Here is an 18,513-nt window from a genome sequence, read left to right as displayed (position 1 = left end):
CAAGCCGCAAGCTGCAAAGGCCGCTACGTAGCCGCCCTTGTAACTTGCAGCGTGTAGCTTGCAGCCCCTTCAACGAAGCCCGGCGGGCCCCGTCACCCCCAACCGATCCTGTTCCCTTCATCCTCTCCCCTGTTTCTAGCCTCTCCCGCGTTAGTCAGTACTCACCCGTTTTCTTCCATATTTGCCGATTTTTCCAGTTTTTTATTCCAAAAGAATCTAACACTTAAAGTAACTTGTGAGCTGCGACCCGCACGCGGCTGATTCTCTATACAAGTGTTCGCGATATTCCCCTCCTCCTGTCTTTGTGACTCAGCTAACAAACTGATTTTCAAAGAGTTTCTTTTACATTCAACGGTTTCCGTCCGCTTGACTTGTTCTCTTGGCTGGCCATAGAGTGTCGCATTGTGGTTAGAAGTGGGTTGAAGTGGGAAAAATCACTTATCCCGTGGCAGGAAGTGGGATGGACCCAGCTTCCTATAAGAGAGGGGAAGACCAGTGTTCAACGGGCGTACGGCGCTCAATCTGGATGCGAAAGGTCGGCTGACTGTGCCGACGCGGTACCGCGAGTCGCTGAACGGCGCTTGCGGTGGCCGTGTTGTGCTCACTCAGCACCCCTATGACGCCTGCCTGGTGATGTATCCGCTGCCCGAGTGGAAGGACATCGCCCGGCAGGTGGCCGCTCAGAGTGACGCGCACGCCCAGGTGCGTGCCTTGAAGCGTCGCTTTCTGGGTCAGGCGGTGGAGGTCGATATGGACGGCAGTGGCCGTTTGCTGGTCGCCCCGGAGCTGCGCTCGGTGGTGGGGCTGGATAAGAAAGCCATGCTGGTCGGCCTGATGCACCGCTTTGAGATCTGGGCCGAAGAAACCTGGATCGAGCTCGAGCAACAAAATCTGGACCAGGACGCCATGCCCGAGAGCGTGCAGGCGCTGTCCTTCTGATGAGCGATAACAACGGGCAGTACGAACACCGGCCGGTGATGCTGGAGGAGGTACTGGAAATGTGGACCACCCGCTCGGACGGATTATACGTGGACGGCACCTTCGGCCGTGGTGGTCACAGCCGTGCGCTGTTGGCCCGGCTCGACGCCGGCGCCACGCTGATCGGAGTGGATCGCGACCCACAGGCGGTGGCCGAGGGTGAACGGCTGTCCCGCGAGGACAGCCGTTTTCGCATTTGCCGCAGCCGTTTTGATTGCCTGCCGGCGCTGGTGGCCGAGCAGGACCGCGCCATTGACGGCCTGCTGCTGGACCTGGGCGTGTCCTCGCCGCAACTGGACGATCCGGCGCGCGGCTTCAGCTTTTTGCGTGACGGGCCGCTGGATATGCGCATGGACCCGGAGCACGGCGAGAGCGTTGCCGACTGGCTGGCGCGCGCCGATGAAAAAAGCATTGCCGATGTGCTCTACCAGTACGGCGATGAGCGCAAGTCCCGGCGCATTGCCCGCGCCATCTGCCGGCGCCGCGAGGAGCAGGCGATTCGCAGCACCGGTGAGTTGGCCACATTGATCGAAGCGGTGATGGGGCGCGGCGAGCCGGGCAAGCACCCGGCCACGCGCAGCTTCCAGGCCTTGCGCATCTATATAAACGGGGAGCTGGAAGCGCTGGAAAACGCGCTCGACCAGACCCTCGAGACGCTCGCCATCGGCGGGCGTCTCGTCATTATCAGCTTCCATTCTCTGGAAGATCGTCTGGTGAAGCGGTTTATCCGTGATCACTCGGGCCAAGCGCCGAAAGGGCGTGGCGGTTTGCCGCTGGGCACTGAAAAGCCGGTACGGCTGCAGGCGCTGGGCAAGGCGCTGCGCGCCGGCAAAGACGAAGTGCGCGCCAATGCGCGCAGCCGCAGCGCGGTGCTGCGGGTAGCGGAGAAAGTGGCCTGATGGCCGCCCGTTGGGCGCCGGTGGTGCTGCTGGCACTGATGGTGGCGTCCGCCTTGGGCGTGGCCTACAGCGTGCACGAAGCGCGCCGGCTCACCGACCGCTCTCAGCAGTTGCAGCGCCAGCAGGCGCAGCTGGAGACCCGTTGGGGGCAGTTGTTATTGGAACACAGCACCTGGGGCAGCTATGCCCGGGTGGAGCGCCTGGCCCGTGAAGAGCTGGGCATGAAACTACCGGTCACCGACGAAAGAGTGATGATAAAGCCATGAGAGGGGCAGCGCGCCGCAAGGCGACACGGAAACCCAACACCACCCTGCGCTGGCGCTTCGTGCTGGCGTTCTGGGCGGTGTGCGCCTCTTTGTTGGTGGTTCGCGCGGTGGATCTTCAGGTGTTGGAGCGCGAATTCCTCGCCCACCAGGGTGACATTCGCAATCTGCGCGTGGAGCCGGTGGCCGCCCACCGTGGTGTGATTCGTGACCGCGACGGCCGGCCGCTGGCGGTGAGCACGCCAGTGATTACGTTGTGGGCCAACCCGAAAGAAGCGTTGGAACACCCGGAACAGTGGTCGAGCCTGGGCAGCAACCCGATCATCAACAGCCAGGACTTCGCCGCCCGGGTCAGGAAGCACGAGAGCAAAGAGTTCATTTATCTGGCCCGCGGGCTGGCGCCGGAACAGGCGCAGACCGTGCTGGACAAAAAAGTGGCCGGCATCTATCCGCTCACCGAATACCGCCGCTACTACCCGGCCGGTGAAGTGACCAGCCATGTGGTTGGTTTCACCAACATCGATGAAAAAGGCCAGGAGGGCGTCGAGCTGGCGTTCCAGGACACTCTGTCCGGTGAAGCGGGCCGTAAGAAGGTGGTGCGTGACCTGCTTGGCCGGGTGATCCAGGACATCGAGGTGATCCAGCCCGCCGCGCCGGGCAAGGACGTGACCCTGAGCCTGGATCTGCGTTTGCAGTACCTGGCCTATAAAGAGCTGCTGGCCGCCACCCGCCGTTTCAAGGCGAAAGGCGGGTCGGTGGTGGTGCTGGACGTAAAAACCGGCGAAGTGCTGGCGATGGTCAACCAGCCCGGCTACAACCCCAATAACCGCTCCGGCATCACCCGTGGCAGCTTGCGCAACCGGGCGGTGACCGATTTGTTCGAGCCGGGTTCAACGATGAAGCCGTTCACCGTGGCCGCCGCCCTGGAGCAGGGCCTGGTGGAACCGACCACCATGGTCAATACCCACCCCGGCTCCCTGCGGGTGGGCAGCAAGACCATTCACGATCACCGCGATTACGGTGTCATCGACGTCACCACCATTCTCACCAAGAGCTCCAACGTGGGCACCAGCAAGCTGGCGTTGTCCATGGACCCGTCGGTGCTGCCGGGGTATCTGGAGCGTTTCGGTTTCGGCCAGGTCACCGGGGTGCGCTTCCCCGGCGAGAGCGATGGCGTGCTGCCGATACGCGCGCGCTGGCGCGACGTGGAGCGGGCGGCGTTGTCCTACGGGTACGGCGTCAGCGTGTCGGCGCTGCAATTGGCCCAGGCTTACGCGATTCTCGCCAACGATGGCCAGCGCGTGCCGCTGTCGATGGTCAAAGTGGATAAGCCGCCGAAGGGCGAGCGCGTGATCGGCCGCGACGTGGCCCATTCAATCATTGATATGCTGGAAACCGTGGTCAGCCTGGAAGGCACCGCCCGCCGGGCGCAAATTCCCGGCTATATGGTCGCCGGCAAGACCGGCACCGTGCACAAAGTGACCGCCCACGGCTACGCGGACGATCGCTACACGGGCATTTTTGCCGGCGTGGCGCCGGCCTCCAACCCGCGCATCGCCGCCGCCGTGGTGATTGACGACCCGCAAGGCGACGCCTATTACGGCGGCCTGGTGGCGGCACCGGTGTTCTCCGCCGTGGTCGGCGGCGTGCTGCGCACCCTGCACATCCCACCGGATCAGACCGATGGCCTGATCGCCGGCAATTTGGATGGCGGAGGTCCGTCATGATCGCGCTGCGGCATTTGCTGCCCGATTCCCCGCTGCCGGCGCCCCTGCGGGAGCGCCTGATTGCCGAGCTGCGGCTGGACAGCCGCGCGGTGCAGCCCGGCGATCTGTTTCTGGCGGTGCCCGGGCACCAGGCCGATGGCCGGCGCTATATCGATCAGGCGATTCAGGCCGGTGCGGCGGCGGTGCTGGAAGAGGGTGAGCGCTTCACGGTGCGCCGTTGCGACGGTGTCGAATGCATCGCGGTGCCGGATTTGCGTCGCCAGCTCGGCGTGTTGGCGGCCCGTTTCTTTAACCAGCCGGGGCAGGCCCTGCGGGTGATTGGCGTCACCGGCACCAACGGCAAAACCAGCATTACCTGGTTCCTGCGTGATGCCCTCAATGCGCTGGGCCATTCGTGTGGGCTGATGGGCACCCTGGGCGCCGGCCTTAAGGGCCAGGAACTGACCACCGGCCACACCACACCCGATCCGATCACCCTGCAACGGGCGCTGCGCGCATTGTGCGACGCCGGCGCCGACAGCGTTGCCATGGAAGTCTCTTCCCACGCCCTGGACCAGCATCGCCTCGGCGATACGCCCGTGACGATCGCCGTGTTCAGCAATCTCAGCCGCGACCATCTCGACTACCACGGCGACATGGACACCTACCTGGTGGCCAAGGCGGCGCTGTTTACCCGCGCCGAACTCAAGCAGGCGGTGATCAATAACGATGACCCGGCGGCGCCGGCTCTGCTGGCGCGGCTCAACGACGGCGTGCGTTGCATTACGTTTGGCGATCAGAGCGGCGCCACGGTGCGCTGCCTGGCGTTCTCGCCCCACCAGCACGGCATGGACGTGACGCTGTCGGTGGGCGGTGAGCGGGTCGAGGTGGCGCTGCCCCTGTTCGGACGGTTCAACCTCAGCAACGTGATGGCGGTGGCCGGCGTGCTGCATGGCCTGGAGCCGCACAGCGAGCGTCTGAGCCGGGCGCTACGGGCGCTTACCGCGGTGCCTGGCCGCATGGAACCGGTGCGCGCCACTGGCAAGCCCACCGTGCTGGTCGACTATGCCCACACCCCCGACGGCCTGGAGAAGGCGTTGGCGGCAGTGCGGGATCACTTCCCGGGGCGTTTGCATTGCGTAATCGGTTGCGGCGGTGAGCGCGATACCGGCAAGCGGCCGCTGATGGGGGCGGTCGCCGAGCGCGGCGCCGACCAGGTGATCTTCACCAGCGACAATCCCCGTGGCGAGGCGCCCGAGCAGATCATCAATCAGATGCTGGCCGGCGTCGAACGCCCCGAGCGGGTACGCTGCCTCGCCGACCGCGCCAGCGCGGTCAGCCACGCGGTGGCGGCCGCCGAGCCCGGCGATGTGGTGCTGCTGGCCGGCAAGGGCCATGAGGATTATCAGGACATGGCCGGCCACCGTTATCCCATGGACGACCGCCTGCTGGCCCGCGCGGCGCTGGAGCACTGGCGCGCGGCCCCGTCGGGAGGTGCGCGATGATGCGTCTTTCGCAAATCCGTGACTGGACCGGCGGCACTCTGATCGGCGGCGACCTGACCATCAGCGCGGTCAACACCGACACCCGCTCACTGGCGCCGGGCGATCTGTTCGTGGCCCTGCGCGGCGAGCGTTTCGATGGCCACGACTTTATTGCCCAGGCCCGCCAGGCCGGCGCCGTGGCGGCGCTGGTGGATCAGGCCGGCGCGCCGAACAGCGATTTCCCGGTGGTGCGCGTGAGCGATACCCGCCAGGGGCTGGGCCGCCTGGCCGCCGGTTACGCCCGGCAGTTTCCGGTGCCACGCGTGGCGGTGACTGGCAACGCCGGCAAGACCACGGTGAAGGAAATGATCGCCGTGATGCTCGGCGAAGACACGCTTTATACCCGTGGCAACCTGAATAACGACATCGGCGTGCCGCTGACCCTGCTGCGTCTCAACGCCGGCCACCGGCGCGCGGTGATTGAACTGGGCGCCAACGCCCCCGGTGAAATCGCCTGGACCAGCGCCCTGGTCACGCCGCAGGTGGCGCTGGTCACCAACGTCACCGGCGCGCACCTGGAAGGATTCGGTTCCATGGACGGCATTGCCCGCGCCAAGGCCGAAATCTTCGGCGGTTGCGGCGACGGTGCCACCGCGGTGATCAATAACGACGACAGCTACGCCGATTTCTTCGCCGGCGAAGCCCGCGCCCTCGGCCTGAGCGTGCTGCGCGTGGGCGGTGAGGACGGTGAGCTGCGCGCCGAGCGCATCAGTTTCGACGACCGTGGCGCCGAGTTCCTGCTCAGCCCCTCGGGGGTGCGCGTGCGGCTGCCCCTGGCGGGCGCTCACCAGGTTGGCAACGCGGTGCTGGCGCTGGGCGCGGTACAGGCGCTGGGCCTTGATCCGAGCAGCGTCGCCGACCGGCTGGCCCTGCTTAAGCCGGTGCCCGGGCGCATGAACGTGATTCCCTGCCAGGGCGGCACGCTGGTGGACGACACCTACAACGCCAACCCGGGCTCGGTGCGCGCCGCCATTACCTGGCTGGCCTGCCGGCCGACGCCGCGCGCGCTGGTGCTGGGCGCCATGGGCGAACTGGGCCCGGACGCCGCCGATCTGATGCGCGGCCTGGGGGCCGAGGCCGCCGCCGCCGGCATCGAAACGCTGGTGACGCTGCCCGGCGCGGAGCCCGCCGCCGAGGGGTTCGGCGCCGGCGCGTACACGGTGGAAAACCATAACAGCGCCGCCGAACGGGCCGCCGAAACACTGGCCCGGGGCGGCAGCGTATTGATCAAAGGGTCGCGCAGTGCCCGCATGGAACAAGTGGTGCAACGGCTCACCGACACGGGGAGGGGGCACTGATGTTGCTGTTTCTGGCGGAACAACTGGGTGAGATTTACAGCGGATTCCTGGTGTTCCAGTACATTACCTTGCGCGCCATTCTGGCGGTGCTGACGGCGCTGTTCCTGGCGTTCTGGATCGGCCCGATCATGATCCGCAAGCTTCAGGAAAAACAGGTCGGCCAGGCGATCCGCGACGACGGCCCGAAGAGCCATCTGAGCAAGGCCGGCACGCCGACCATGGGCGGTGGCCTGATTCTGGTGTCGATTCTGATCGCCACCCTGCTGTGGGCGGACCTTTCCAACCGCTTCGTGTGGATCACCCTGGGCGTGATGGTGGTGTTCGGCGCGGTCGGCTGGGTCGATGACTGGCGCAAGGTGATCGAGAAAAATCCCCGCGGCCTGCCGGCGCGCTGGAAATACTTCTGGCAATCGGTGGGCGCGCTGGGCGCCGGGCTGGCGCTGTTCTGGAGCGCGCAGAGCCCGGCGGAAACGCAACTGATCGTGCCGTTCTTCAAAAGCGTGGCATTGAACATGGGCTGGTTCTACGTGGTGCTGACCTATTTCGTGATCAACGGCACTTCCAACGCGGTCAACCTGACCGACGGCCTGGATGGCCTGGCGATCATGCCCACCGTGCTGGTGGCGGCGGCTCTGGGCATCTTCGCCTACGCCACCGGCCACGCCGAATTCGCCACCTACCTGCAGATTCCCTACATCGCTGGCGCCGGCGAGCTGGTGGTGATCGTCGCCGGCCTGTGTGGCGCCGGGCTCGGGTTTTTGTGGTTCAACGCCTACCCGGCGCAGGTGTTCATGGGCGATGTGGGCGCGCTGTCGCTGGGCGCGGTGCTGGGTGTGATGGCGGTGATCGTCCGCCAGGAAATCGTGCTGTTCATCATGGGCGGCGTGTTCGTGATGGAAACCGTCTCGGTGATGCTGCAGGTGGCGTCGTTCAAGCTCACCGGCCGTCGTATTTTTCGCATGGCGCCGATTCACCACCATTTCGAACTCAAGGGCTGGCCGGAACCGAAGATCATCGTGCGGTTCTGGATCATCACCGTGATTCTCGTACTGGTGGGTCTCGCGACCCTGAAAATTCGCTGAAGGACGATAAGACGTATATGCCGAAAGACGCGTTCGATCTGGTCATTGGTTTAGGGCTCTCCGGCCGCTCCGTGATCCGCTATCTGGCGGAGCAGGGCATGGCCGTGCGCGCTCTGGACACCCGCGCCGAGCCGGCCGGGATTGACCATCTGCGTCTGCAGTATCCGAAACTCAAACTGCATACCGGCGGCTTCAAGAAAAGTTGGATGCAGCGCAGCCAGCGGTTGATCGTCAGCCCGGGCGTGGCGGTATCGACGCCGGCCATCGCCGAGCAGATCGCCGCCGGCAAGGAAGTGATCGGCGACATCGAATTGTTCGCCCGCGCCGCCAGCCGCCCGCTGGTGGGCATCACCGGTTCCAACGCCAAGAGCACGGTGGTGACGTTGCTGGGTGAAGTCGCCCAGGCCTGTGGCAAGCAGCCTGGCGTGGGCGGCAATCTGGGCACGCCGGCCCTGGACCTGCTGGGCCTGGACGCCGGCCTGTACATTCTCGAGCTGTCCAGTTTTCAGCTGGAAACCACCTACAGCCTGAATGCCCAGGTCGCCAGCATTCTCAACGTGTCCCAGGACCACCTGGACCGTTACAGCAAATTCAGCGATTACCTGGCCGCCAAGCAGCGCATCTACGACGGCTGTCAGGTGGCGGTGTGGAATCGTGACGATCTCGCCACCCGCCCGCAGGCGCCGGCGCCCCGGGAAATTACCTTTGGCACTCATCCACAGGCCGATTACCGCCTGGACCCGCAGCGCCATGAATTGCTGCACAACGGCGAGCGTCTGCTGCATCTCGACGAGCTCACGCTCACCGGCCACCACAACGCCATGAATGTGCTGGCGGTGTTGGCCATGAGCCACGCTCTGGGTTTTGATCGCGACACCGCGCTGGCCACGGTAAAAGGCTTCGCCGGCCTGCCGCACCGCTGCCAGAAGATCGCCGAAGCCGGCGACGTCCGCTGGTTCAACGATTCCAAAGCCACCAACGTGGGCGCCACCCTGGCGGCACTCACCGGCATTGGCGAGGCGGTGCACGGCAAGGTGATCCTGATTGCCGGCGGCCAGGGCAAAGGCCAGGACTTTTCGCCGTTGGCGGAACCGGCCCGACAATACCTGCGCGCCGCGCTGCTGCTTGGCGAAGACGCCGACAAAGTCGCCGACGGCCTCAATGGCGTGCCCTGCGAGCGGGTCGCCGACATGGCCACGGCGGTCAAACGCGCCGCGCAACTGGCGCGGCCCGGTGACGCGGTGCTGTTGTCGCCGGCGTGCGCTTCGTTCGACATGTACAGCGGTTACGCCGAACGTGGCGACGACTTCACCGCCCGCGCCCGGGAGGTGAGCCATGTTTAGAGTGCCACGCGCGTTGCTGGCTCCCGGCGCCCGGTTCGACCGGCCGCTTCTGTGGACGGTGCTGCTGCTGGCGCTGGCTGGTCTGGTGATGGTCACTTCCGCGTCGCTGCAAATCGCCGAAACCGAACTGGGCAACCCCTTCTATTATGGCCTGCGCCACGGCATCTATTTGCTGATCAGCGTGGGTGTGGGCGCGCTGGTGTATTGCTGCGTGCCGATGGCGCTGCTTGAGAAGCTGCGCTTCGCCATGTTGCCAGTGGCGCTGGTGGCACTGGTGCTGGTGTTCGTGCCCGGCCTGGGTCGCGAGGTCAACGGCTCCACCCGCTGGATCGCGATCCCCGGGGTGACCATCCAGGCCTCGGAGATCGTCAAACTGTGCTTCGTGCTGTACCTGGCCGGCTACATCGCCCAACACAAAGCCGCTCTCGAGAGCCGCTGGAAAGCGTTCCTGGTGCCGCTGGGGGTGCTGGGCGTGCTCACTTTCATGCTGTTGCTGGAGCCGGATTTCGGCGCCGTGGTGGTTTTGGGCATCACCGCCATGGGCATGTTGTTCCTGGCCGGCGTGCCGACTCTGCGGTTTCTGTTGATCGGCCTGGGCGCGGTGGCGCTGGCCGGCGTGGTGGCCATGGCCGAGCCCTATCGGGTGGCGCGCCTGATGAGCTTCACCAACCCCTGGGCGGACCAGTACGGCGCCGGCTATCAGCTCACCCAGAGTCTGATCGCGTTCGGCCGTGGCGGCTGGCTGGGCGTGGGCCTGGGCAACAGTGTGCAGAAGCTGTTCTACCTGCCCGAAGCGCACACCGACTTCGTGTTCGCGGTGCTCGCCGAAGAGTGGGGCCTGCTCGGCACCCTGGCGATGGTGGCCGGATTTGGCGTGCTCGGCTGGCGGGTGTTCGGCATTGGCCGGGCGCTGGAAGAGCGCGGCTTTCTCTATCACGCCTACCTGGTGTACGGCACCGCGCTGGTGTTCTGCGCCCAGGCGTTTATCAACGTGGGTGTGAACATGGGCGTGCTGCCGACCAAGGGTCTGACGCTGCCGTTTGTCAGTTATGGCGGTTCCTCGCTGGTGATTTCCGCGGTCATGGTGGCGCTGGTGTTGCGCGCCGGCGCCGAACAGACCCAGCTGCAGGCACGTGGGAGGAATCCGCGATGAGCGCCACGGTTCTGATCATGGCCGGTGGCACCGGCGGTCACGTTTTTCCCGCTCTGGCGGCGGCCGAGCAGTTGGCGGCGGCCGGTTACCGGGTGCTGTGGCTGGGTGCGGAAAACGGCATGGAAACCCGGCTGGTGCCCCGTTACGGCTTTGAAATGGCGATCCTGGGCGTGGGGCGGCTGCGCGGTGGCGGCTTGAAACGCAAGATCCTCGGGCCGCTGCAATTGCTGCGTGCGCTGTGGCAGGCACGCCGTCTGATCGGCCGCGAACAGCCGGTGCTGGCGGTCGGTTTTGGTGGTTTCGTCAGCGCTCCGGGCGGGCTTGCCGCGCGGCTCTCCGGCGTGCCGCTGGTGGTGCACGAGCAGAACGCGGTGCCGGGGCTGACCAATCGCCTGTTGAGCCGCTTCGCCGCCGAAACCCTGGTCGGTTTCGAAGGCGCCATGCCCGGCGGCGTCTGGGTGGGCAATCCGGTGCGGACCGCGATCACGGAATTGCCGTCTCCCGAGGAACGTTACGCCGCCCGCCGGGGTCCCTTGCGGGTACTGGTGCTGGGCGGCAGCCAGGGCGCCTTGTCGCTGAATCAGGATCTGCCGGAACTGCTGCTGGCGGCGCTGGGCAACCATCTGGAAGTGCGGCACCAGTGCGGCGCCCACCGTGAAGACGAGGCGGCGCCGGTGTATCGGGCGCTGGGCCTCAAGGCACGGGTCAGTGAATTCATCGAGGACATGGCGGAAGCCTACGGCTGGGCCGATCTGGTGGTGTGCCGGGCCGGCGCCTTGACGGTGGCGGAAGTGGCCGCCGCCGGCGTCGCCGCGCTGTTCGTGCCGCTGCCCACGGCGGTGGACGATCACCAGACCCTCAACGCGCGTTGGCTGGTGGATCGCGGCGCGGCGCTGATGCTGCCTCAGCAGGAAATGAACGCCGGCGCCCTGGCGCGCAGCCTGGCCGGCATGACCGAACGCGACGCGCTGGCGCAGATCGCCCAGCGCGCCCGCCAGCTCGCCGTGGCCGACAGCGCCCAACGGGTGGCGCGAATTTGTCAGGAGGTGGCCAATGGGCAATAGGCCGGCAATGGAAAGTCACGTGGTGCCGGAAATGCGCCGCATTCGCGGCATTCATTTCGTCGGCATCGGTGGCGCCGGTATGTGCGGCATCGCCGAGGTGCTGGCCAACCAGGGCTACGCGATCAGCGGCAGCGACATCAAGGAATCGGCGGTGGTGGAGCGCCTGCGTGGCTTGGGCGTGCGCGTGGAAATCGGCCATCGCGCCGAGAACATCGAACACGCCGACGTGGTGGTGACCTCCACCGCCGTGGACAGCGATAACGTGGAAGTCGCCGAAGCCCACCAGCGCCGGGTGCCGGTGGTGCCGCGCGCGGAAATGCTGGCCGAGCTGATGCGCTTCCGCCACGGCATCGCCGTGGCTGGCACCCACGGCAAGACCACCACCACCTCGATGGTGGCGGCGATCCTCGGCGAAGCGGGCCTGGACCCGACCTTCGTGATCGGTGGCCGCCTGAACAGCGCCGGCGCCAACGCGCGCCTGGGGCAAAGCCGCTATCTGGTCGCCGAGGCGGACGAATCCGACGCCAGCTTCCTGCATCTGCAGCCGATGAGTGCCATCGTCACCAACATCGACGCGGACCACATGCACACCTACGGCGGCGATTTCGCGCGCCTGGAAAACACCTTTATCGAATTTCTGCACAACCTGCCGTTCTACGGCGTGGCGGTGATGTGCGTGGACGACCCGGTGGTGCGCAAGCTGCTGCCGCGCGTGAATCGCCAGGTGATCCGCTATGGCTTCAGCGAAGACGCCGATCTGCGTGCTGAACAGGTAGTGCAAAACGGTATGAGCACGGCGTTTCGAGTGGTGCGCACCGAGGGCGAGCCGCTGCACATCACGCTCAACATGCCAGGCCGTCACAACGTGCTCAACGCGCTGGCGGCGATCGCCGTGGCCGCCGACGAGGGCGCCGACGACCAGGCCATCGTGCGGGGTTTGAACGGTTTTACCGGCGTGGGCCGGCGCTTCGATGTGCTCGGCGAATACAACTTCGGCGCCGGCACCGCCACCCTGGTGGACGACTACGGCCACCACCCCCGCGAAGTGGCCGCCACCGTCGCCGCGATCCGCGAGGGCTGGCCGGATCGGCGTCTGGTGATGCTGTTCCAACCGCACCGCTATACCCGCACCCAGGATCTCTACGAGGACTTCGTGGACGTGCTGTGCGGCGTCGATCAACTGCTGATGCTGGAAGTCTACCCGGCCGGCGAGGCGCCGATTCCGGGCGCCGATGCGCGCGCGCTGCTGCGCAGCATCCGCAAGCGCGCCAAGGTCGAGCCGGTGTTCGTGGATGACCCGGCGCGGCTGCCGGAGTTGCTGAGCGGTCTGCTGGAAGACGGCGATCTGCTGGTCACTCAGGGCGCCGGCAACGTGGGCGGTATCGCCCGGGATCTGGCGGAACATGTCACCGGTGAACCGGGAGGCAAACATGTTGGATAACGACCTGAAACAGCGCCTGTCACGGATCGGCCGGGTGGCGGTACTGGCCGGCGGCGCCTCCGCGGAGCGTTCGGTGTCCTTGAAGAGCGGCGCCGCGGTGCACCAGGGGCTGCGCAAACTGGGCCTGATCGCCGAGCTGGTCGACCCCTCGGAAGTGGACGTGGACACCCTCAAGGGCTTCGAGGTGGCGTTCATCGCCTTGCACGGCCGTGGCGGCGAAGACGGCGTGATCCAGGGCGTGCTTGAGCATTTGGGGCTGCCCTATACCGGTTCCGGGGTGATGGCCTCGGCGATCGGCATGGACAAGGTGCGCACCAAACAGCTGTGGAAAGGCGCGGGCCTGCCGACCCCGGACTTCTACGTGGCCGGCCGCGACGATCACCCGATGGGCTACCCGCTGATGGTGAAGCCTTCCCACGAGGGCTCGTCGATTGGCATGGCCAAGGTGGACAGCGAATCGGAGCTGGCGAAGGCGCTGGACAGCGCGCGCCGCTATGACAGCGAAGTGCTGGTCGAGGCCTGGGTGAACGGCCCGGAATACACGGTGGCCATTGTCGATGGCCGGGCGCTGCCGGCGATCCGTTTGAAAACGCCCAATGCGTTCTACGACTTCGAAGCCAAATACCAGGCCAACACCACCGAGTATCTGTGCCCGGCCGGGCTCAGCGACAGCGACGAACAGGCGCTGCGCGAGCTGTCGTTGCGGGCGTTCCGGGCGGTGGGTTGCCAGGGCTGGGGGCGCGTTGACGTGATGCGCGACCAGAACGGCGATTGGCAACTGCTGGAGGTGAACACGGTGCCCGGCATGACCGATCACAGCCTGGTGCCGATGGCCGCCAAGGCGGACGGCGACGATTTTCCCACGCTGGTGGCGCGCATTCTGCTGGAAGCGGTGGACCGCTTCCCGCCCCGGCGCGCCCGAAAAGGGAGCAAGGCCCGTGGCTAGAGCGCCCCGCCGTGCCCCGGACGCCGCGCGCCGCACGCGCGGGGCGTCCGCCAGGGCGTCCACCGTCAGACGCAAGGCGCCGGGCGTGCCGTTGCGCCAGCGCCTGGCCTCGGCGTTGCCCTGGCTGTTGGTCAGCATGGTGGCGGTGGTGGTGATGGCCGCTGCGATCTGGTTGCCACGGGTGCTGGATCAATACCCGATCCGCAAGGTCGGCGTGGATGGCGTCACCGACGTGCGCCGGCAACAGCAGGTGCAGACGGCGCTGGCCGCGCTGGTGCGCGACGCCAATTATTTCTCCGCGCCGCTGGATGAGATTTACCAGCGCGCCCGCGGATTGAGCTGGGTCGCGGAGGTGTCGGTGCGCCGCCAATGGCCGGACACCGTGAAACTGCAGGTCACCGAGCGCGAGCCGGTGGCGGTGTGGAACGAAGCGGTGCTGGTGTCCAGCAACGGTGAGCCGTTCAAGGGGCTCAAGCAGTACGACCTGAGCGGTTTGCCCCGGCTGACCGGCCCTGAGCAGCGGCTCGACGAGGTGATGGGCTTTTATCACAGCATGAGCAAGCTGCTGCGCGAAGTGGGCCTGAACATCGATCGGATGGAAGTGAACGCCCGGCTGACCGCCCGGCTGAGTCTGGACAACAACATGCAGCTGGTGGTCGACCGGGAAAACTATGTGGGTAAGCTGCGCCGCTTTGTGCGCCTGTATCGCGGTGTGTTGAGCGCCGACAGCCGGGGCGTGGCGCGGGTCGATTTGCGCTATGCCGATGGCATGGCGGTGACCTGGCGCGATCCCAAAGCGGAAAAGAACGCGTAACGAGACAGAGGACAGACCTCTAATGGCGAATGCAATAGACAACATGATCGTGGGACTGGACATCGGCACCTCCAAGGTGGTGGCCATTGTCGGTCAGGTCACCGATGCGGGCGTTGTCGAGGTGGTCGGCCTGGGCTCCCAACCCTCGCGGGGCATGAAGAAAGGCGTGGTGGTGGACATCGAAGCCACCGTGCGCTCGATTCAACGCGCCGTGGAAGAGGCGGAACTGATGGCCGGCTGCCAGATCCATTCGGTCTACGCGGGCATCGCTGGCTCCCACGTCCGCAGCCTTAATTCCCATGGCATCGTCGCGATCCGCGACCGGGAAGTGACCCAGGCGGACATCGACCGGGTGATCGACGCGGCCCAGGCGGTGGCGATTCCTGCGGATCAGAAAACCCTGCATGTGTTGCCCCAGGAATACGTGGTCGACAACCAAGAGGGCGTGCGCGAGCCGGTGGGCATGAGCGGCGTGCGCCTGGAAGCCAAGGTGCACCTGGTGACCTGCGCCGTGAACGCGGTTCAGAACATAGAGAAATGCGTGCGCCGTTGCGGCCTGGAAGTGGAAGACGTGATCCTGGAGCAACTGGCCAGCGCCCATTCCACCCTCACCGAAGACGAGCGCGAGCTGGGCGTGTGCATCGTCGACATCGGCGGCGGCACCACCGACATCGCCATTTTCACCGAGGGGGCGATTCGCCACACCGCCAATATCCCCATCGCCGGCGACCAGGTCACCAACGACATCGCCATGGCGCTGCGCACCCCCAAGCAGCACGCCGACGAAATCAAGATCAAGTACGCCTGCGCGCTGACGCAACTGGCCGGCGCCGACGAGACCATCAAGGTGCCCAGCGTTGGCGACCGGCCGCCGCGCACCCTCAGCCGCCAGAACCTGGCCGAGGTGGTGGAGCCGCGCTACGACGAGCTGTTCACCCTGATCCAAGCGGAAATCCGCCGCTCCGGCTTCGAGGACATGATCCCCGGCGGCATCGTGCTCACCGGTGGCTCTTCCAAGATCGAAGGCGCGGTGGAACTGGCGGAAGAGATTTTCCACATGCCGGTGCGTCTGGGCACCCCCCAGGGCGTGGCCGGGCTCACCGACGTGGTACGCAACCCGATCTATTCCACCTCCGTGGGCCTGCTGCTGTACGGCCAGCGCATGGAGAAAGAAGGCCGCAGCCCCCGCGCCCAGGCCGGTGGCGGCGAAGTGAACTGGATGGAACGGTTCAAGAAATGGTTTCAGGGCAATTTTTGATGAAAACGCCGGACGCTGGACGCCAGACGCCGGACGCTTTGCACGGCATTCGCCGCGCGGTGTTTCGCGTCCAGCGTCAGGCGTCCGGCGTCCAGCGTGATTCAAAGGTTTCAACCCCGTCCGGATGGTCCGGGCGGGATTGGGAAAAGCAGTAAACAGGGAAGCATTAACGGGAGATCAACATGCAATTCAAACTGGAAGATTCCGTACCCCATGGCGCAGTGATCAAAGTAGTGGGCGTTGGCGGCGGCGGCGGCAACGCGGTCGATCACATGGTGCGCTCCAACGTGGAAGGCGTGGATTTCATCTGCGCCAACACGGACGCTCAGGCACTGCGTAACTCCTCGGCGAAAACCGTGATTCAGCTCGGCAGCCAGGTCACCAAGGGCCTGGGCGCCGGCGCCAATCCGGAAATCGGCCGTCAATCGGCGATTGAAGATCGCGAGCGCATCGCCGAGCTTCTGGAAGGCGCCGACATGGTGTTTGTCACCGCGGGCATGGGTGGCGGCACCGGCACCGGCGCGGCGCCGGTGGTGGCCGAGATCGCCAAGGAACTGGGCATCCTCACCGTGGCGGTGGTCACCAAACCGTTCCCGTTCGAGGGCCGTAAGCGCATGCGTTCCGCCCAGGAAGGCATCGAAGCGCTCAAAGAGCACGTGCACTCGCTGATCACCATCCCCAACGAGAAGCTGCAGTCCGTGCTGGGCGGCTCCACCACCCTGCTGGACGCCTTCAAGGCGGCCAACGAAGTGCTGCAGGGCGCGGTGAAAGGCATCGCCGACCTGATCGTGCGTCCGGGCATGATCAACGTCGACTTCGCCGACGTGCGCACGGTGATGAGCGAAATGGGCACCGCGATGATGGGCACCGGCGTCGCCAGCGGCGAGAACCGGGCCTCTGAAGCGGCCCAGGCGGCGATTTCCAGCCCGCTGCTGGAAGACGTGGACCTGCGCGGCGCCCGTGGCATTCTGATCAACATCACCGCCAACGAGTCGATCGCGCTGGATGAGTTCTCCGAAGTGGGTGACATCGTCAGCGAACTGGCCAGTGAAGACGCCAATGTGATCATCGGCACGGCCATCGACCCGGATATGGGTGACAATATCAGCGTCACCGTGGTGGCCACCGGTTTGGGCGCCCAACAGGAACTGAAAGTGGTTCGCGGCCGTCAAACCCCGGTGGGTAGCGACGGACGGGTGGACTACAATGACCTGGACCGGCCCGCCGTGGAGCGCAAGCGTGCTCAGCAACAGGCGGCGCGCGGTGCCCGGGGCGGCGTGAATACCGCGGAAGATCTGGACTTTATCGATATCCCGACCTTCCTCCGCCGTCAGGCCGACTGACGCCGGTGCGAGAAATGGTGCGATCAAGGGGTGATTTTTGCTACACTCGTCCCCTTATTTCGCGATGAGGATGGCTGTATCCTTAAGGATACCGGCAGATTTGTGACGGATCGATGATCAGACAACGAACTCTCAAGAACGTAATCCGCGCAACAGGCGTGGGTCTGCACACCGGTGAAAAGGTCTACCTGACCGTACGTCCGGCCCCCGTGAACGCCGGCATCGTCTTCCGTCGGGTTGATCTTGACCCGGTGGTGGAGATCAAAGCCGCCGCCGAGAATGTGGGTGAAACCACGTTGTCGACCACGCTGGTCCAGAATGGCGTCAAGGTGGGCACCGTGGAGCATCTGCTTTCCGCCATGGCCGGCCTGGGCATCGATAACGCCTACGTGGAGTTGTCGGCGCCGGAGGTTCCGATCATGGACGGCAGTGCCGGGCCTTTTGTGTTCCTGCTGCAATCGGCGGGGATCAAGGAGCAGGAAGCCGCCAAGAAGTTCATTCGGATCAAGAAGGAAGTGACCGTCCGTGAGGGCGACAAGACCGCGACCTTCGTACCGTTTGATGGCTTCAAGGTGACTTTTTCCATCGAGTTCGACCATCCGGTGTTCGAAGACCGCAACCAGCTGGCCAGCATCGATTTCTCGTCCACCTCCTTCGTCAAGGAAGTGGCGCGGGCGCGCACCTTCGGGTTCATGCGCGATATCGAATTCCTGCGCAGCCAGAATCTGGCGCTGGGCGGCAGTGTCGACAACGCCATCGTGGTGGACGAATTCCGCATCCTCAACGAGGACGGCCTGCGCTACGAAGACGAATTCGTGAAACACAAGATGCTGGACGCCATCGGCGACCTGTATCAGCTCGGCTATAGCCTGATTGGCGAGTTTGTGGGTCACAAATCCGGCCACGCTCTCAACAACGCCCTGCTGCGCGAACTGCTCCAGCATGAGGACGCCTGGGAAGTGGTCACCTTCGAAGACGCCGATGCCGCGCCCATTTCCTACGTGAAACCGGTGATGGCGGCGGAGTAAGGACACTCCGCCCTGGAAAGCCTCCCTGTTACCCCGGCCGTTCTCCCACGGCCGGGGTTCTCCCCCTGCCTGTGTCTCCCGCTTTTGTAAATCGCCACATGCTTGCACGCTACACGCTTTGCGCTGGGCGCAACACGCCGGATCCAAAACCGCCCCGGCCTCGCACGCGCTGCATCCTCAGCCCTGTATCGATCTCGGTAGGCTTCGGGGCCGCCATCCCGCCATCCGACCAAACGATTTCGCGGTCAGGGACCGCTCCCACGGCGGCGCTGTAGCCGGGTCCGATATTCGGAGCGGATGTTTTTGTGGGAGATTCTATGGTCCCCGACAAGGCTCACTAGAGCCTTGCGGGG

General features: G+C 65.4%; 16 protein-coding genes. All 16 read left to right on the top strand.

Annotated features, from left to right (window positions below):
• Positions 1–495 precede the first annotated feature (495 nt).
• Positions 496–939: a division/cell wall cluster transcriptional repressor MraZ gene (gene mraZ, locus CGS25_RS02785; protein ID WP_089032949.1), complete on the top strand. Its 444-nt coding sequence runs from the start codon at positions 496–498 to the stop codon at positions 937–939.
• Positions 939–1,877 (top strand): 16S rRNA (cytosine(1402)-N(4))-methyltransferase RsmH, encoded by a 939-nt coding sequence (gene rsmH, locus CGS25_RS02780; RefSeq protein WP_101674536.1) that lies wholly within the window; start codon positions 939–941, stop codon positions 1,875–1,877. Before mraZ ends, rsmH begins: the two co-directional genes overlap by 1 nt.
• On the top strand, positions 1,877–2,143 hold the full coding sequence (gene ftsL, locus CGS25_RS02775; RefSeq protein WP_101674535.1) for a cell division protein FtsL: 267 nt from the start codon (positions 1,877–1,879) through the stop codon (positions 2,141–2,143). Before rsmH ends, ftsL begins: the two co-directional genes overlap by 1 nt.
• A complete protein-coding gene (locus tag CGS25_RS02770) occupies positions 2,140–3,867 on the top strand; it encodes a peptidoglycan D,D-transpeptidase FtsI family protein (RefSeq protein ID WP_089032946.1) in 1,728 nt (575 codons plus the stop codon). Before ftsL ends, CGS25_RS02770 begins: the two co-directional genes overlap by 4 nt.
• On the top strand, positions 3,864–5,351 hold the full coding sequence (locus tag CGS25_RS02765) for a UDP-N-acetylmuramoyl-L-alanyl-D-glutamate--2,6-diaminopimelate ligase (protein WP_101674534.1): 1,488 nt from the start codon (positions 3,864–3,866) through the stop codon (positions 5,349–5,351). The genes CGS25_RS02770 and CGS25_RS02765 overlap by 4 nt, the downstream gene beginning before the upstream one ends.
• Positions 5,348–6,688 (top strand): UDP-N-acetylmuramoyl-tripeptide--D-alanyl-D-alanine ligase, encoded by a 1,341-nt coding sequence (locus CGS25_RS02760; protein ID WP_101674533.1) that lies wholly within the window; start codon positions 5,348–5,350, stop codon positions 6,686–6,688. Before CGS25_RS02765 ends, CGS25_RS02760 begins: the two co-directional genes overlap by 4 nt.
• Positions 6,688–7,770, top strand: coding sequence for a phospho-N-acetylmuramoyl-pentapeptide-transferase (mraY, locus tag CGS25_RS02755; protein WP_089032943.1), 1,083 nt, complete (start codon positions 6,688–6,690; stop codon positions 7,768–7,770). Before CGS25_RS02760 ends, mraY begins: the two co-directional genes overlap by 1 nt.
• A 17-nt stretch (positions 7,771–7,787) precedes the next feature.
• Entirely contained in the window at positions 7,788–9,113 is a 1,326-nt protein-coding gene (gene murD / locus CGS25_RS02750) for a UDP-N-acetylmuramoyl-L-alanine--D-glutamate ligase (protein WP_101674532.1), read from the top strand.
• Complete coding sequence (ftsW, locus tag CGS25_RS02745; protein WP_089032941.1) at positions 9,106–10,266, top strand: putative lipid II flippase FtsW; 1,161 nt, start codon at positions 9,106–9,108, stop codon at positions 10,264–10,266. The genes murD and ftsW overlap by 8 nt, the downstream gene beginning before the upstream one ends.
• Positions 10,263–11,330, top strand: a complete 1,068-nt coding sequence (murG, locus tag CGS25_RS02740; protein ID WP_089032940.1) for an undecaprenyldiphospho-muramoylpentapeptide beta-N-acetylglucosaminyltransferase — start codon at positions 10,263–10,265, stop codon at positions 11,328–11,330. Before ftsW ends, murG begins: the two co-directional genes overlap by 4 nt.
• The gene (gene murC / locus CGS25_RS02735; RefSeq protein ID WP_232802222.1) at positions 11,320–12,771 is read left to right on the top strand and encodes a UDP-N-acetylmuramate--L-alanine ligase; all 1,452 of its coding nucleotides are present in this window, start codon (positions 11,320–11,322) and stop codon (positions 12,769–12,771) included. The genes murG and murC overlap by 11 nt, the downstream gene beginning before the upstream one ends.
• On the top strand, positions 12,761–13,717 hold the full coding sequence (locus CGS25_RS02730; RefSeq protein ID WP_101674530.1) for a D-alanine--D-alanine ligase: 957 nt from the start codon (positions 12,761–12,763) through the stop codon (positions 13,715–13,717). The genes murC and CGS25_RS02730 overlap by 11 nt, the downstream gene beginning before the upstream one ends.
• Complete coding sequence (locus CGS25_RS02725; RefSeq protein WP_232802221.1) at positions 13,710–14,531, top strand: cell division protein FtsQ/DivIB; 822 nt, start codon at positions 13,710–13,712, stop codon at positions 14,529–14,531. The genes CGS25_RS02730 and CGS25_RS02725 overlap by 8 nt, the downstream gene beginning before the upstream one ends.
• A 22-nt stretch (positions 14,532–14,553) precedes the next feature.
• The gene (gene ftsA, locus CGS25_RS02720) at positions 14,554–15,789 is read left to right on the top strand and encodes a cell division protein FtsA (protein WP_101674529.1); all 1,236 of its coding nucleotides are present in this window, start codon (positions 14,554–14,556) and stop codon (positions 15,787–15,789) included.
• A gap of 182 nt (positions 15,790–15,971) precedes the next feature.
• Positions 15,972–17,132, top strand: a complete 1,161-nt coding sequence (ftsZ, locus tag CGS25_RS02715; protein ID WP_089032935.1) for a cell division protein FtsZ — start codon at positions 15,972–15,974, stop codon at positions 17,130–17,132.
• A gap of 113 nt (positions 17,133–17,245) precedes the next feature.
• Positions 17,246–18,160 (top strand): UDP-3-O-acyl-N-acetylglucosamine deacetylase, encoded by a 915-nt coding sequence (gene lpxC, locus CGS25_RS02710; RefSeq protein WP_089032934.1) that lies wholly within the window; start codon positions 17,246–17,248, stop codon positions 18,158–18,160.
• The last annotated feature ends 353 nt before the right edge of the window (positions 18,161–18,513 follow it).

Source organism: Alloalcanivorax mobilis, from assembly GCF_002864685.1.
GTDB classification, from domain to species: domain Bacteria; phylum Pseudomonadota; class Gammaproteobacteria; order Pseudomonadales; family Alcanivoracaceae; genus Alloalcanivorax; species Alloalcanivorax mobilis.
The sequence above is the reverse complement of the archived record's forward strand: the minus strand, read 5'-3'. Positions and strand labels throughout refer to the sequence as shown.

Excerpts from the sequence above, each read along its gene's own strand:
- ftsA (WP_101674529.1), top strand. The coding sequence starts at position 14,554 with ATGGCGAATGCAATAGACAACATGATCGTGGGACTGGACATCGGCACC.
- CGS25_RS02770 (WP_089032946.1), top strand. The coding sequence starts at position 2,140 with ATGAGAGGGGCAGCGCGCCGCAAGGCGACACGGAAACCCAACACCACC.
- lpxC (WP_089032934.1), top strand. The coding sequence starts at position 17,246 with ATGATCAGACAACGAACTCTCAAGAACGTAATCCGCGCAACAGGCGTG.
- CGS25_RS02765 (WP_101674534.1), top strand. The coding sequence starts at position 3,864 with ATGATCGCGCTGCGGCATTTGCTGCCCGATTCCCCGCTGCCGGCGCCC.
- CGS25_RS02760 (WP_101674533.1), top strand. The coding sequence starts at position 5,348 with ATGATGCGTCTTTCGCAAATCCGTGACTGGACCGGCGGCACTCTGATC.
- ftsZ (WP_089032935.1), top strand. The coding sequence starts at position 15,972 with ATGCAATTCAAACTGGAAGATTCCGTACCCCATGGCGCAGTGATCAAA.
- mraY (WP_089032943.1), top strand. The coding sequence starts at position 6,688 with ATGTTGCTGTTTCTGGCGGAACAACTGGGTGAGATTTACAGCGGATTC.
- murD (WP_101674532.1), top strand. The coding sequence starts at position 7,788 with ATGCCGAAAGACGCGTTCGATCTGGTCATTGGTTTAGGGCTCTCCGGC.
- ftsL (WP_101674535.1), top strand. The coding sequence starts at position 1,877 with ATGGCCGCCCGTTGGGCGCCGGTGGTGCTGCTGGCACTGATGGTGGCG.
- CGS25_RS02730 (WP_101674530.1), top strand. The coding sequence starts at position 12,761 with ATGTTGGATAACGACCTGAAACAGCGCCTGTCACGGATCGGCCGGGTG.
- ftsW (WP_089032941.1), top strand. The coding sequence starts at position 9,106 with ATGTTTAGAGTGCCACGCGCGTTGCTGGCTCCCGGCGCCCGGTTCGAC.
- murC (WP_232802222.1), top strand. The coding sequence starts at position 11,320 with ATGGGCAATAGGCCGGCAATGGAAAGTCACGTGGTGCCGGAAATGCGC.
- rsmH (WP_101674536.1), top strand. The coding sequence starts at position 939 with ATGAGCGATAACAACGGGCAGTACGAACACCGGCCGGTGATGCTGGAG.
- murG (WP_089032940.1), top strand. The coding sequence starts at position 10,263 with ATGAGCGCCACGGTTCTGATCATGGCCGGTGGCACCGGCGGTCACGTT.